At 33.6% G+C, this 15,871-nt stretch carries 11 protein-coding genes and 3 rRNA genes; all 14 read left to right on the forward strand.

Features of this window, described 5'->3' with window-relative positions:
• Positions 1-97: 97 nt before the first annotated feature.
• The 14 genes from AAHM98_RS00840 (at position 98) to pheS (ending at position 15,868) form a co-directional block, all read left to right on the forward strand.
• A complete protein-coding gene (locus AAHM98_RS00840) occupies positions 98-1,162 on the forward strand; it encodes an ATP-dependent 6-phosphofructokinase (RefSeq protein WP_342276624.1) in 1,065 nt (354 codons plus the stop codon).
• A gap of 16 nt (positions 1,163-1,178) precedes the next feature.
• Complete coding sequence (pyk, locus tag AAHM98_RS00845) at positions 1,179-2,549, forward strand: pyruvate kinase (protein WP_342276625.1); 1,371 nt, start codon at positions 1,179-1,181, stop codon at positions 2,547-2,549.
• A gap of 79 nt (positions 2,550-2,628) precedes the next feature.
• Complete coding sequence (gene thrS, locus AAHM98_RS00850; RefSeq protein WP_342276626.1) at positions 2,629-4,563, forward strand: threonine--tRNA ligase; 1,935 nt, start codon at positions 2,629-2,631, stop codon at positions 4,561-4,563.
• 463 nt (positions 4,564-5,026) lie between these two features.
• Positions 5,027-6,548, forward strand: a 16S ribosomal RNA gene (locus AAHM98_RS00855).
• 192 nt (positions 6,549-6,740) lie between these two features.
• Positions 6,741-9,677, forward strand: a 23S ribosomal RNA gene (locus tag AAHM98_RS00860).
• An 81-nt stretch (positions 9,678-9,758) separates the two neighbouring features.
• Positions 9,759-9,865: ribosomal RNA gene (gene rrf, locus AAHM98_RS00865) — 5S ribosomal RNA — on the forward strand.
• Together the 16S, 23S and 5S rRNA genes form the textbook arrangement of a ribosomal RNA operon.
• A 612-nt stretch (positions 9,866-10,477) precedes the next feature.
• On the forward strand, positions 10,478-11,017 hold the full coding sequence (gene infC / locus AAHM98_RS00870; RefSeq protein WP_342276627.1) for a translation initiation factor IF-3: 540 nt from the start codon (positions 10,478-10,480) through the stop codon (positions 11,015-11,017).
• Positions 11,018-11,030: 13 nt separating this feature from the next.
• Positions 11,031-11,225 carry a 50S ribosomal protein L35 gene (gene rpmI, locus AAHM98_RS00875; protein WP_342276628.1) on the forward strand — a complete coding sequence of 65 codons (195 nt, stop codon included), beginning with the start codon at positions 11,031-11,033 and terminating at the stop codon, positions 11,223-11,225.
• Between the two features lie 15 nt (positions 11,226-11,240).
• Complete coding sequence (gene rplT, locus AAHM98_RS00880; RefSeq protein ID WP_342276629.1) at positions 11,241-11,597, forward strand: 50S ribosomal protein L20; 357 nt, start codon at positions 11,241-11,243, stop codon at positions 11,595-11,597.
• Positions 11,598-11,825: 228 nt separating this feature from the next.
• Positions 11,826-12,689: a hypothetical protein gene (locus tag AAHM98_RS00885; protein WP_342276630.1), complete on the forward strand. Its 864-nt coding sequence runs from the start codon at positions 11,826-11,828 to the stop codon at positions 12,687-12,689.
• Between the two features lie 32 nt (positions 12,690-12,721).
• Positions 12,722-13,225, forward strand: a complete 504-nt coding sequence (locus AAHM98_RS00890; protein ID WP_342276631.1) for a dUTP diphosphatase — start codon at positions 12,722-12,724, stop codon at positions 13,223-13,225.
• Between the two features lie 59 nt (positions 13,226-13,284).
• Positions 13,285-13,974, forward strand: coding sequence for a SprT family zinc-dependent metalloprotease (locus AAHM98_RS00895; protein WP_342276632.1), 690 nt, complete (start codon positions 13,285-13,287; stop codon positions 13,972-13,974).
• Positions 13,974-14,753, forward strand: a complete 780-nt coding sequence (locus AAHM98_RS00900) for an RNA methyltransferase (protein WP_342276633.1) — start codon at positions 13,974-13,976, stop codon at positions 14,751-14,753. Before AAHM98_RS00895 ends, AAHM98_RS00900 begins: the two co-directional genes overlap by 1 nt.
• A 50-nt stretch (positions 14,754-14,803) precedes the next feature.
• Complete coding sequence (pheS, locus tag AAHM98_RS00905; RefSeq protein WP_342276634.1) at positions 14,804-15,868, forward strand: phenylalanine--tRNA ligase subunit alpha; 1,065 nt, start codon at positions 14,804-14,806, stop codon at positions 15,866-15,868.
• Positions 15,869-15,871 lie beyond the last annotated feature (3 nt).

Here is a 15,871-nt window from a genome sequence, read left to right on the forward strand (position 1 = left end):
AAAAAATACGGTTATGATTTGATTAATATCTAGTTTTTGATTATATTAATAAATATAATAATTATTTATATACACAATTAGAAAAGGATGACTAAACATGAATGACACAGATAAAATAAGAATCGGTATTTTAACTTCTGGCGGCGATGCCCCAGGAATGAACAACGTAATTAATGGTGTTTATAAGACTCTCCGTAGTATGAGTTTTGAAAATAGCAAAGCAGGTACAGGTAGTACTGATAAAAGAAAATTTGAATTAGTTTTAATTAAAAATGGCTATAAAGGTTTATATGAAAGTGAATTTCAAACAATTAATGCCCAATGAATACAACTAATTGATTTAGGTACCCAAATGGGGGGGACTATTATTGGTTCAGCTCGCTTTAAAGAATTCGAAAATGAAGCTACAAGAAAAAAATGTATCGACATTTTACGTAAAGAAAACATTAAAGGTTTAATCGCTATTGGTGGTGATGGAACGACTACTGGTCTGCAAAAGATTAGTGTTGAATCAGGAATGCAATGTATTGGAATCCCAGGGACGATTGACAATGATGTTAATTCAAGTGAATTTACTGTTGGTTTTGATACTGCTTTAAACACTATTGTTGAAAATCTTGACAAAATTCGTCAAACTGCAGATTCACATAGTAGAATCATGATTGTTGAAACTATGGGTCGTGAATGTGGTGACCTTGCCCTACATGCAGCAGCTGCTGCCAACTGTGATTTAGTAGCAACCAAAGATTTGAATATTTTAGAACCTGCTTTAATTGAACTAATCAAACAAATGTATACTAAAAAACAACGTCGCTCGATGGTAGTAGTTGTAACTGAAAATCTATACGATGTTAAAAAAGTTGCTAAAATGATTGAAGCAGAAACCAAATGTGAAACACGATCAGTAGTTTTAGGACAAATTCAACGTGGTGGGACAGCCAGTGCTTTTGACCGTTATCTTGCCACAATGATGGGTGTCTTTGCTGCTGAAAGGTTTGCTAATAGCAACAAATCAAGCATCTGTGTCGGATTACAAGGTAATCGTTTAGTAGCCATTGAAATTCAAGATGCGCTTAATACGCCAAAAACACCAGAAAAAAATTCAGCACTAGCTGCTAAAGTATTACGCCTATCAGGAATTATTACAAAAAAGAACATTTAAGAAAGTGGTGAATCACTTGATTCCAATTATAAAAATAACTAAGTGTGTAACAACCTTAGGACCTGCATCAACCTCAGCTGAAATTATTCAACAACTAGTTGAAAATGGATCAACTTGTGCACGACTTAACTTTTCTCATGGAACTCATGAAGAACATTTAGCGCGTATTGTAACGATTAGAGAAGTTGCAGCAAAACTAAATGTCCCCATTGCTATTATGTTAGATACAAAAGGACCTGAAGTAAGAACTCATACTTTCAAAGGTGGGAGTGCACAAATTAAAAAAAACGATGTTATTACTGTTATTGATAATGAAGAAATTATTGGTACTGCTGAAAGATTCTCTGTTAACTATTCAAACCTTTCTAAGGACATGAAAGTTAATGATAACTTATTAGTTGATGATGGGAAATTAACATTAAAAGTTATTAATATCAAAGAACATGTTATTACTTGTCAAGCTTTAAATACACATATTATTAAAGACCGCCGTGCCATTAATATTCCTAATGTAAAATTATCATTACCATTTATTTCTGATAAAGATAAAGCTGATTTAATTTTTGGTTGTCAACAACAAGTTGATGTTGTGGCAGCATCATTTGTTTGTTCAAAAGCAGATATTTTAGCTATTCGGAAAGTATTAGATGACAATGGTGGCAAACATATTAAAATTAATGCCAAAATTGAATCACAATTAGCAGTTAATAATTTTGATGAAATTTTAGAAGTTTCCGATTCTATTATGGTCGCCCGTGGTGATTTAGGAGTTGAAATTCCATTCGAAAAAGTACCATTCTTAGAACGTGAATGAATTCAAAAATGTCGAAGTGTTAATAAACCAGTTATTGTTGCTACGCAAATGTTAGATTCAATGATTGAAAATCCCCATCCCACAAGAGCCGAAGTTACTGATGTATGACTAGCTGTGGATTGAGGTTCAACATGTACCATGCTCTCAGGTGAATCAGCGAATGGTAATTACCCAGCATTAGCAATCGCGACGATGAGTAAAATTATTGTTGATGCTGAAAGTCATCAACCAGTAAGTAAGATTGCTAATGAATTATTAAAATCAAAAGATACGTTAATTGCTAAAACAATTAAAACTATTATTGATGAGAAACCACAATTTTTAATTACTAACAGCCAAGATAGTAAATTCTTAACAACAATTGCTAACGCTCATTTACCAGTATACATAATTCCTATTACCAATAATGTTATTGATTACAATAAGTTTGTTTTAAATTCTGGAATTTATGCTTATTATGACCAAAAAGGTGTTACAATTGATTTAAATAATACTTTACAAATTCAAGAAGCTATTAGTAGTACTTACACAATTCCTGCTAAAGCCAAGATATTAGTAATTGATATTAATTAGTAGTACTAAACCTTTTTCATCTTTCACTGCTAAATAATCTAGTACTATTCATGTTAACAGAAAAGGAATTAGGTAACTTATGAAAATTAATGTAAATACACTAGATGGTAAATTAAAATCTTATCATTTAGACCAACCTGTCACTGGTTATGAATTATTATTGAAAGATGATGCTAAGCAAGCAGCTTCGATCATTGCTTTCACATTGAATGGTCAATTAAAAGATTTACACTGAAAAATTAAAGAAGATGCTGAAGTTAAATTTGTTACTAAAAATGAAACTTTAGGCTGAACAGTTTTAAACTATGGTTGCGCCATGGTTTTAGCACATGCTATTAAAATTATGTACCCAAAAGCATTAATTACTGTTGCTAAAACCAATGATGATGGTTTCTATTTAGATTTTGACTACAGTACTCGTTTAACAAACGAAGATTTAGTTAAAATTGAAAAACAAATGCATGAATTATTAAAAAATAATTTAACTGTTGCTCGAGTTTGTCAAACCCAAGTTGAGTCATTAAAAAGTCATAGTGAAAATCCGTTTGCTTTAGAATATATTAAATTAAATCATGTTAATGGTTTAAAATGCTCATACTTGGTAGACAATAAAACCTTAGTAGTTGCTTCGGGAGTTGCCATTAATGAAACAAAGTCGATGAAAGCTTTTAAATTATTAAATATTACTGGTGCTTATTGATTAGGTAATGATAAAAACAAACAATTACAAAGAATTACTGGCATTTGTCACTATTCAAAAGACCAACTACAAGCAGTAATTAAAGATATTGAAGACCGTAAAAATCGTGATCATCGTAAATTAGGGAAAGAATTAAATATTTTTACCTTCAACGATGATTGTGGAAAAGGATTACCAATCTTTTTACCTAATGGGATGATGATTAAAAAAATTTTACAAAGTTATTTACGTGAACAAGAATTCAAATGAGAATATCAAGAAGTAGCAACACCAGTTTTAGGTTCAGTTGAACTTTATAAAAAAACTGGTCACTGAGACCACTATCGTGAGAATATGTTTAGTCCGACTGAAAAAGAAGGCGAACAGTTAGTATTACGACCAATGACTTGTCCACATCATTGTATGATTTATAAAAGTGTGCCTCGTAGTTATCGTGATTTACCATTGCGCTTAAGTGAACATGCTTTACTATATCGTTATGAAGCAAGTGGTGCTTTAACTGGCTTAGAACGTGTTCGTAGTATGGAATTAACTGATTCACATATCTTTGTGCGTCGTGACCAAATGAAAGAAGAATTCAAACGCTGTTATCAATTAATTGCTGAAGTTTTAAAAACTTTAAATATTAAAATTGATTACTTATCATTATCATTACGTGACCCTGCTGATAAAGAAAAATATTTTAATGATAATAAAATGTGAGTTGAAGCAGAAACAGCATTACGTGAAGTATTGGATGAATTAAAGTTAGACTATAAACCGATGATTGGTGAAGCTGCCTTTTATGGTCCTAAGTTTGATGTTCAAATTAAAACAGCACTAGGTCATGAAATTACTATCTCTACTATTCAGTTTGACTTTTTGTTACCAAGAAAGTTTAATTTAACTTATATTGACCAAAACAATCACGAAGTTAACCCAGTTATTGTCCACCGTGGTTTAATTGGTACTTACGAACGTTTTATTGCGACACTGTTAGAACAAACAAAAGGGGTATTCCCACTATGACTATCTCCAACCCAAATTGCTATTTTACCAATTAATGATACTCAACCGATGTTAGAATATGCTAATCTGATTCATGAAACATGTAAGCAAAATAATATTCGTACCGAAATCATTAGCAGTGGCACTATTAGTAAACGAATTGCTGAAGCACAAACCCAAAAAGTGCCTTATCAAATTGTTGTTGGACAAAAAGAATTGAATGATAATAAAATAAGTTATCGCCAATATGGACAAAAAGAAAGTTTCACTAGTGATTTAATATCATTTTTGAAATTATTAGTAAAACAAGTTAATGATAAAAAATAAAAACGATTTTATAATTAACTTTATAAATTAAATATAAGTTTTTGAAACTATTGCTTTATTTGCTATGAAGATTCTAAACAGGGTCTTACACGAAGTATAAAATAAATATTCATTAATCACAAATAAAATTTTTGTGCTTTCGTTAATTTTAATGATATTTTTTTAATTCATCAAAATAAAAATTTATTTTTTTTAAAATATATAAGTGTTATTTTTGGTAAAATTAACATTATTTATTGATATTTTTATCAGTTTTTAAAATATAATAAAAATAATAATTATTTTATTAATTTTTAATTGACATTGTCTTTGCTTTTCTGTATTATTCTTATTGTGACCAAAAACAAAGTGGTCGCAAACCAGAAAAAACGATCTTTGAAAACTAAATAGAACAAGAATTAATCCGTCAATTTTTATTAAAAAATTAAATAAGTCAGACATCATTCTTTTAACAAAAAACAATTTTATTGAGAGTTTGATCCTGGCTCAGGATTAACGCTGGCGGCATGCCTAATACATGCAAGTCGAACGGAAGTAGCAATACTTTAGTGGCGAACGGGTGAGTAAAACGTATCTAACCTACCATTTAGTGGGGAACAACTGTTGGAAACGACAGCTAATACCGCATATGTTATTAGTATGAAAAACTAATAATGAAAGGAGCAGCAATGCTTCGCTAATTGATGGGGATGCGGCGCATTAGCTAGTTGGTAAGGTAATGGCTTACCAAGGCAATGATGCGTAGCCGGTCTGAGAGGACGAACGGCCACATTGGGACTGAGACACGGCCCAAACTTCTACGGAAGGCAGCAGTAGGGAATTTTTCACAATGGGCGAAAGCCTGATGGAGCAATGCCGCGTGACTGATGAAGGTCTTCGGATTGTAAAGGTCTGTTGTAAGGGAAGAAATACTATAATAGGAAATGATTATAGGATCGACGGTACCTTACCAGAAAGCCACGGCTAACTATGTGCCAGCAGCCGCGGTAATACATAGGTGGCAAGCGTTATCCGGATTTATTGGGCGTAAAGCGTGCGTAGACGGTTATGCAAGTCTGAGGTTAAATTTAGGGGCTCAACCCCTAACCGCCTTGGAAACTACATTACTAGAGTATAGGAGAGGTTAGTGGAATTTCATGTGTAGCGGTGGAATGCGTAGATATATGAAGGAACACCAGTGGCGAAGGCGGCTAACTGGCCTATTACTGACGTTGTGGCACGAAAGCGTGGGGAGCAAATAGGATTAGATACCCTAGTAGTCCACGCCGTAAACGATGAGTACTAAGTGTTGCCAAGAGGCAGTGCTGTAGCTAACGCATTAAGTACTCCGCCTGAGTAGTATGCTCGCAAGAGTGAAACTCAAAGGAATTGACGGGGACCCGCACAAGCGGTGGAGCATGTGGTTTAATTCGAAGCAACGCGAAGAACCTTACCAGGTCTTGACATACCTTGCAAAGCTATGAGATATAGTGGAGGTTAACAAGGATACAGGTGGTGCATGGTTGTCGTCAGTTCGTGTCGTGAGATGTTTGGTTAAGTCCAGCAACGAACGCAACCCTTGTCCTTAGTTGCCAGCATTAAGTTGGGGACTCTAAGGAGACTGCTAGTGTAAGCTAGAGGAAGGTGGGGACGACGTCAAATCATCATGCCCCTTATGACCTGGGCTACACACGTGCTACAATGGCTGATACAAAGAGTCGCAAAACCGCGAGGTTAAGCCAATCTCAAAAAGTCAGTCTCAGTCCGGATTGAAGTCTGCAACTCGACTTCATGAAGTCGGAATCGCTAGTAATCGCAAATCAGCAATGTTGCGGTGAATACGTTCTCGGGTCTTGTACACACCGCCCGTCAAACCATGAGAGTTGGCAATGCCAGAAGTTGGTGTCCTAACCGTAAGGAGGGAGTCACCCAAGGCAGGGTTGATGATTGGGGTTAAGTCGTAACAAGGTATCCCTACCGGAAGGTGGGGATGGATCACCTCCTTTCTATGGAGTTTAATTTCTTTCGAGAAATCAAGACAACAAGAAAAATCAGATGTGTGACTTATTGGATTAATTTAATTGTTCTGTTTAGTTTTCAGGGATTGTTATCTCTGAGTAATTGTTCTTTAAAAACTGGATAATAGACATCTTTTAAAAAAAATAAGATAAATTTTATCTTGCAATAGGATATTCTAAAAATAAATTATTAAGAGCGTATGGTGGATGCCTTGGAATTGGAAGACGAAGAAGGACGCGATTACCTGCGATAAGCTTTCGGGGAGCTGGAAATAAGCTTTGATCCGGAGATGTCCGAATGGGGAAACCCACTATCTTTAATCAGATAGTACTGCATAATGAATACATAGTTATGCAGAGTGATACCTAGAGAATTGAAACATCTTAGTACCTAGAGGAAAAGAAAGCGAATGCGATTCCCTTAGTAGCGGCGAGCGAAAAGGGACTAGCCTAAACCAGTCGTCAGACTGGGGTTATAGGGAGCCACTAATTAAGTTTGAAGGAGTTACAAAGTTTACATATAGCAGAAGTTGTTGGGAAGCAACGCCATAGACGGTGAAAGCCCAGTATGCGAAATGTGTAGATCTCCTTGGTAAACCCTGAGTACGGCGAGGCACGTGAAACCTTGTCGGAATTTGCGCAGACCACTGCGTAAGGCTAAATACTAACCAATTACCGATAGTGAACCAGTACCGTGAGGGAAAGGTGAAAAGTACCCCGAGAGGGGAGTGAAATAGTTTCTGAAACCATATGCTTACAACAAGTCGGAGCCCGTTAATGGGTGACGGCGTGCCTTTTGTAGAATGAGCCGGCGAGTTACGATTACATGCAAGGTTAAGTCGCAAAGACGGAGCCGAAGTGAAAGCGAGCCTGAATAGGGCGTTTAGTATGTGGTCGTAGACCCGAAACCAGGTGATCTAGCCATGAGCAGGTTGAAGTTGATGTAACAGTCAATGGAGGACCGAACCAACGTTCGTTGAAAAGACCGTGGATGACTTGTGGCTAGCGGTGAAATTCCAATCGAACCTGGAGATAGCTGGTTCTCCCCGATATAGTTTTAGGACTAGCGTCAGAATTAGTGCAACGGAGGTAAAGCTCTGAATGTATGATGGCCCCACCTCGGGGTACTGAATGCAATTAAACTGCGAATGCCGTTGTTACATGTCTGGCAGTCAGTCTATGGGTGATAAGGTCCATGGACGTGAGGGAAACAGCCCAGATCATCAGCTAAGGTCCCCAATCAATACTAAGTGGAAAACGATGTGGAATTGTTTAAACAGCTAGGAGGTTGGCTTAGAAGCAGCCATCCTTTAAAGAGTGCGTAACAGCTCACTAGTCGAATGATTCTGCGCGGAAAATGTACCGGGGCTAAGTATTGTACCGAAGCTATGGGTCTATATATATGTACGCATATATTGTGGGCGGTAGGGGAGCGTTCTAATCTGCAACGAAGCTAGACCGGAAGGACTAGTGGAGCGTTTAGAAGTGAGAATGCCGGCGTGAGTAACGATTGAAGGTGAGAATCCTTCATGCCGATTGACCAAGGTTTCCTGGGCTAGGTTCGTCCACCCAGGGTTAGTCAGGACCTAAGGCGAGGCCGAAAGGCGTAGTCGATGGACAACAGGTTGATATTCCTGTACCACCATGGTGACTGATGGAGTGACGAAGAAGGCTAAAATATCCCAGCCGTTGGTTGTGCTGGGCTAAATACAAAGAGGGTTGTGTAGGCAAATCCGCACAGCAATAACCTTGAAGTATGATGGGGAGTGAACGGGGTTCGCCTAGTAACGAAGTATTTGACGCCAAGCTTCCAAGAAAAGCTTCTAAAGACATCATCATGGTGCCCTGTACCGAGAACGGACACACGTGGTCAAGGAGAATATCCTAAGGCAAGCGAGATAACTATAGCTAAGGAACTCTGCAAAATAACCCCGTAAGTTAGCGAGAAGGGGAGCTCATAGCAATATGAGTCGCAGTGAAGAGGTCCGGGCGACTGTTTAGCAAAAACACAGCTCTGTGCAAAGTCGTAAGACGAAGTATACGGGGTGACGCCTGCCCAGTGCTGGAAGGTTAAAGAGATTTGTTAGCGCAAGCGAAGCATTGAACTGAAGCCCCAGTGAACGGCGGCCGTAACTATAACGGTCCTAAGGTAGCGAAATTCCTTGTCAGGTAAGTTCTGACCCGCACGAAAGGCGTAACGATCCGGACGCTGTCTCGGCTATAGACTCGGTGAAATCTTAGTACCTGTGAAGATGCAGGTTACCCGCGATTAGACGGAAAGACCCCGTGGAGCTTTACTACAACTTGATATTGAATTTTGGTGTAGTTTGTACAGCATAGGTGGGAGACGTTGATATGCAGACGCAAGTAGGCATGGAGTCACCATTGGGATACCACCCTTGCTATATTGAAATTCTAACTTGAAACCATGATCTGGTTTAAGGACAGTGTCTGGTGGGTAGTTTGACTGGGGCGGTCGCCTCCTAAAAAGTAACGGAGGCGCCCAAAGGTACCCTCAATATGAATGGAAATCATATGTAGAGCGCAAAGGTAAAAGGGTGCTTGACTGCGAGACATACAAGTCGAGCAGGAACGAAAGTTGGGCTTAGTGATCCGGCGGTGCTGTGTGGAAAGGCCGTCGCTCAACGGATAAAAGTTACCCCGGGGATAACAGGCTAATCTCTCCCAATAGTTCATATAGACGGGGAGGTTTGGCACCTCGATGTCGGCTCATCGCATCCTGGAGGTGTAGTCGCTTCCAAGGGTTGGGCTGTTCGCCCATTAAAGCGGTACGCGAGCTGGGTTCAGAACGTCGTGAGACAGTTTGGTCCCTATCTGTCGTGGGCGCAAGAAATTTGAGGAAAGCTGTTCCTAGTACGAGAGGACCGGAATGGACCTACCTCTGGTGCACCAGTTGTCACGCCAGTGGCACAGCTGGGTAGCTATGTAGGGCATGAATAAGCGCTGAAAGCATCTAAGCGCGAAGTCAGTTCCAAGATGAGATTTCTCATTCGAAAGAAGTAAGATCCCTTGAATACTACAAGGTTGATAGGTCAGGTGTGTAAGCATAGTGATGTGTTTAGCTTACTGATACTAATAGATCGAGGATTTATTAAAGATATTCTCTATTGCAAATCAAAAGTAATCAAATTTAAAGATGTCTATTTCTAGTTTTTAGGGAGCAATTGCTGTAAACTATTTGGTGTCAATGGCGGAGTGGTCACACCTGTTCCCATCTCGAACACAGCAGTTAAGCATTCCAGCGGCGAAAATACCAGTAATGGGAAAATAGCACGATGCCAAATTTTTTATTATTTTTTTACAAATCTTAATTTTAAACATTAAGATTTTTTTATTTTAAAAAATTATAATCAATAAAGAATGCATGAATACTCATAGTTTGTATTATTAATGAAAAAATACAAAAAAATGTTAATATATAGTATATAATTATGAATTTTTTATATTTTCTTTAAAAATACAAAGGGTGAGATTAAGATGAGCCAAAATAAAAAAGGATTTTTACATCCTTTTATTAAGTATTTAATTGAGAGTAAACAATTGGAAATTATTATTGAAGAATATCCAACATAATCTGAAGAAATTATTGCAGTAACTGATTAGTTGGATATTAAATTTAGTTTGTTTTAAATCACTTATTTTCTCAACGATTGATAAGTGATTTTTAGTTTATTACAAGTTCTAGTTTTAAAACAAAAAAGTATTGCAATTTGTGGAAAATTTACTATAATAATATATGACATAAAGAAAGTAGTATTTTACACTCACCTGATAACTAAGTTGTTATAGGTTCAATGCTTTACAGATCTTATTTATATAAAAATAAGTTACTTTGTAATGGTGAGTGTGCTCTTTAGGCACACTTTTATTTATGTATCTATCTAAAGGAGGTATGTATGGCTATTAAAAATAATGACGATTTATGAAATAGCAATATTCCTTATGAAAGTTTAATCATTGGTAACAATGGTACTAATTATGGATTAATGAGGAGACCCGATGCTTTACGCAAAGCTGAAGAATTAGGATTTGATATATTATGTATTTCACCAAATGCTCGCCCTCCTGTTTGTAGAATGTATAAATTTGATAAGTATCGCTTTGAACAACAACAAAAAGAAAAGGAAGCTAAAAAGGCACAAAAGGCCACAATTTCTGAAGAAAAAGAAATTCGTTTAAGTGCTGTTATAGGTGATCATGATATACAAACTAAGGCTAAAAATGCCCGAAAGTTTTTAAATGATGGAAGCAAAGTAAAAGTTACTTTAAAATATCGTGGTCGTGAAAACTCTAATCCTGAGATTGGCAAAGAAGTTATTATGAAGTTTTACAAAGAATTAGAAGATATTTGTATTTATGATAAAAGTTTTGATAAAAAAGAAAAAAACATACAAACTATTTATTTATTTCCAAAAAAGAAAAGTCAAGAAAATTAAAAAGGAGAAAAATATGCCAAAAATGAAAACAAAAAAGGCCATTAAAAAGCGTATTAAAATTACCGGAACTGGCAAAATTATGTGTGGTACAGCTGGTGTTTCTCACTTAGCACAAAATAAAACAACAAAACAAAAACGTCAAGCTCGTGGGTGAGGTCTAGTTGATGCAACCGACTATAGACGTTGAAAAAAAATTAAGATATCTTAAGAAAGGTGACATAAAATGGCTCGAGTTAAAGGTGGTTATACAACTAATCATCGTCGTAAAAAAATATTAAAATTAGCTAAAGGATACTATGGAGCAAAACATACTCTATACCGTACAGCCAATGAACAAGTTATGAATTCCCTTGCGTATGCTTACCGTGACCGTAAGAATCGTAAACGCGAATTCCGTAAACTTTGAATTACTAGAATTAATGCTGCTGTTCGTAATTATGATTTATCATACTCACGTTTTATTGACGGTTTGAATAAAGCAAATATTAATTTAAATCGTAAAATATTATCAGAATTAGCAATTAATCAACCAGAAGAATTTGAAAAATTAGTTATTGCATCTAAAGCTGCTTTAGCATAATAAACAAATTATTAGCAAAATGCTTCTCTGTTATAGAGAAGCATTTTGCTTAGTTTTTAATTAATGATTATTAGGAAAAAAAATAATATCTCATTTCGGGGCGCAGGAATATACTTATTAGTATTTATTCTTTATATCTAAAAGTTTGTGTTTTTGTGTTATAGTATTATTATTAATAAAATTTAATTTATTAATAAGTGGAAATTATAAAAAATATTTGGAGGCTGTATGAGCTTGAATATACTTGGGTTTTTTGTTGGTAACCCACAAGATATTATTAATCCTTTGTTTGGAATGTATTATTGAATTGGTTTAGTTTTTTCAATATCTTTTATTGGAAGTTTATTTGTTTTAAAAAAATTTTACGCTAACTTAAGCAAACATTATAGTTTTAAGTGTAGTTTAGGAATTTTTCAATTAGTTTTATATGTCGGTTTTTATGTTGTTCATGGCCTTAATGATAATAATTATAACTGATATAATTATTATCCATTTCAACTCTGCTCAGTGCTAAATATTACTAGTGGTTTATTATTAATTATTCCAATTCAAGGAATGTTTAATGTTACATTTCCTTTAATTGGTCCAGTTCTTTTAGCATTCTTATTTCCAGATAGCAGTAAGTGAGTATTTGGACCACAACATTTCTTATATTGAAATTATTATATTATTCACACTATTATTATTTTTTCTTATTTATATTTATATCTATATGGTCATGTTCAGTATGACAAAACTTATATCAAAAAAAGTATTTTATACATCACAATGTTTGGAGCAGGTGTCTTTATTTTTAATTCATCATTTGGTACTAACTACTTATTTATTGGTAGTCAAGGTTATACAGCAAGCATTGGTAAACAGACATTAGATACTTCAGTTTGAATACCAATGCTCCGCTTTGCATTTATGTTTGTAGTAGGTATTAGTTTATTATGTTTAACTTATCTCTTTATTATTAAAATCTTATTACCATTTTATTTAGACAAGGGAACAGAAGTTAACCCACTTCATGAAAATAAAAAAAACTTAATTCAAAAAATTCATAGTTTTATCAAATCAATTAAGCTTAAAAATACAATAAGATCATAATTATTTACTAAAAATTAGAAGGTGAACCAACTATGTTAAACCAAGAGCAATTTACAACCATTATTAACTTACAGCGTGCATTAGATAACAAAATTATTACAACAAGAAGTGTTAGTGAAAGTAGTACTTTAACTGCACGCTTTTTAGCTTTATTAGTTGAATTAGCCGAATTTGCTAATGAACAACGATGCTTCAAATATTGAAGTTTAAAACCAAGTTCTGCTAAGAATGTGATGTTAGAAGAATATATTGATGGATTGCATTTTATTATCAGTATTGCTAATAGTTTAAATATTGATTTTAAAAAATATCACTTTATAGAGCAAGATAATGAATCAGAACTTACTCTACTTTTTATCAATTTATTTGCTAGTGTTACTACATTTTTCACATCAAAAACTAATGAAGACTTCTATCAATTATTAAATTTTTATTTTTCAATTGCCAAAAGATGTGAATTTACTAATAATGATATTATTACTAGCTATCTTACTAAAAATAAAATAAATCATTTACGACAATCCCAAAATTATTAAGAATAAAAAAGGAATTTAATTTGGAATAAGGTAAGTATTAGTAAGAAAGGAATTTTAAAATGGCTATTGTTAAAACTTTTAATTATGACAATACACAATGAGAATATATAATTACGTATAAACAACAAAAGCATATGTATTTAAAAGTTCGTAATGATAAAATTCTTGTTAGCGTCCCATTTTTTATGCAAGAAAAATTAGTTGAAGATTTTATTATCAAAAGTTTACCAAAAATTACAAAGAATAAAGTAGTAAAAGAACGTAATCTGGTTATTAATGGTCAAGATGATTACGTTTACTTTTTAAATGAAAAATACCCTATCTTTATTAAGTATCATTCTCAAAAAACAGCAATTAATTTTGATTATCCGCAATTAGTTATATTTACTAAGTTACAAGATTGAAAACAAATCCAAATAAAAATTGAAATATTTTTAAGAAAGGAAGCGTTGGCAATTTTTATGAGTCGTTTGCAATATTGGTCACAAATTATGGGTATTGACTTTAATACGCTTAAAATTCGCTCAATGGTTAGTAAATGGGGAATTTGTCAACCAATTGCAAAAATAATTACACTTAATTACAAATTAATTCACTATAGTTATGACATTATTGATTATGTTATCATTCATGAACTAGCTCATATTGTTCATGGTCACCACCAAAAATCTTTTTGAAACTATGTTATGCAATTTTGCCCTAAGTATCAAGATTGTCAAAAATTTTTAAAACAAAATAGGGGTTGCTAATGAAGCAAATAATGTCACTTAAAAATCCCCTAATTCAAGACTTAGTATTATTGCACAATAAAAAATATCGTGATACAAAACAATTGTTTTTAATTGAAGGAGACCATTTAATTACTGTTGCCTTTAGTCAAAAGCAATTAACAACAATATTGATAGATGAAAAATATTACAATAAATTTGATGAATTATTGAAAGCTTGTGATGGTGTTGATGTTATTCTTATTAATGAGATGATTATTAAAAAATTGTCACAAAATAAATCACCACAACCTTTAATTGGACTATGTACCATGAAAAAAGTTAATACTTATTTAACTAATAATAATATTATTATGATTGATACCATTCAAGACCCAGGTAATTTAGGGAATATTCTGCGAAGTGCGGTTGCTTTTAATATTTCTGAAATTTACTTATCACAAGGTAGTGTTGATCTATATAATCATAAGGTAATTAGTGCAAGTCAAGGAGCAATTTTTTATAGTAATGTTTATTATGAAGAATTTGAACAGTTGTTAACAAAATTAAAGGACAAACAATATAAAATTTATGGAACATTTTTACACGAACCTAATACTACTAAATTAAATAAAATTACTTTTTCTGGTAAAACCGCTCTACTATTTGGTAATGAAGGGCAAGGTATCAATGACAAGTATAAAAGTTATATTGATACTAACATGATTATTAAAACTACGTCTAATGTAGAATCACTAAACCTTGCAACAAGTATTGCCATTGTAATATATTGCTTATTTGTTAGTAATATATTAAAATAAAGGTGATTTATAAAATATAAACAGTAGAGAAGAACATTTGGAGGTATATAGTGTTAGAAGTTAGTGACTTAAAAAAGAAATTAGATATTATTAGACAACAAGCTTTTATTAATATTGAAAAGATTAATGATTTATATGAATTACAAGTAACAAAAACCCAATATTTAGGCAAAAACTCAGCAATTAATGGTATTTTAAAGTCGGTTACTCAATTACCTCATCAATATCGAATCGAAATTGGTCAATTAACTAATAAACTTAAGAAAGAAATTTCTGATAAAATAACTATTAAGTTTAATGAAATTGAAAAAAGAGTAATTGATGAAAAATTAAAAGATTCTGAAATCGATTTAACTTTACCAGGTTTTGATTTCAGTATTGGTCATCGTAATCCTTTATTAAAAACAGTTGATGATATTGCTAATATTTTTAAAAATTTAGGTTATCAAATTGTCAGTGGTAATGAAGTTGAAAATGAAGAATACAATTTTAATCGTTTAAATTTACCTGATAATCATCCAGCACGCGCGATGCAAGATACTTTTTATTTAGATAATAATAGTAAAGAAGCAAATCGTTGATTGTTAAGAACTCATGCTACTAACATTACTGCTCGTATTTTAAGTAAACAAAATAAAAATAAACAAAAAGTAGAAGCTGTTATTAGTTTAGGCAATGTTTATCGTAAAGATGATGATGATGCTACTCATTCTCATCAATTTATGCAAATTGATGGATTTGTTGTTGCTCCAAATATTACCTTTGCTAATTTAAAATGAACTTTAAATCATTTTTGTCAACAAATGTTTGGTTTAGAAACTAAAACTCGTTTACGCCCCAGTTATTTTCCTTTTACCGAGCCTTCAGTAGAAGTAGATGTTAATTGTCCAATGTGTAAGTTACAAGGCTGTTCATTATGCAAACATACAGGTTGAATTGAAGTTCTTGGCGCAGGAATGATTCATCCTAATGTTTTTACCGCTGCAGGTTTAGATGGAGCAACCACAGGTTTTGCCTTTGGTGTAGGAATCGAAAGAATTGCTATGATTAAGTATGGTATTGATGATATTAGATTGTTTTATAATAATGATTTACGTTTCTTAAAACAATTTTAAAGA

This window comes from Spiroplasma endosymbiont of Nebria brevicollis, assembly GCF_964030895.1.
Lineage (GTDB): Bacteria > Bacillota_I > Bacilli_A > Mycoplasmatales > VBWQ01 > Spiroplasma_E.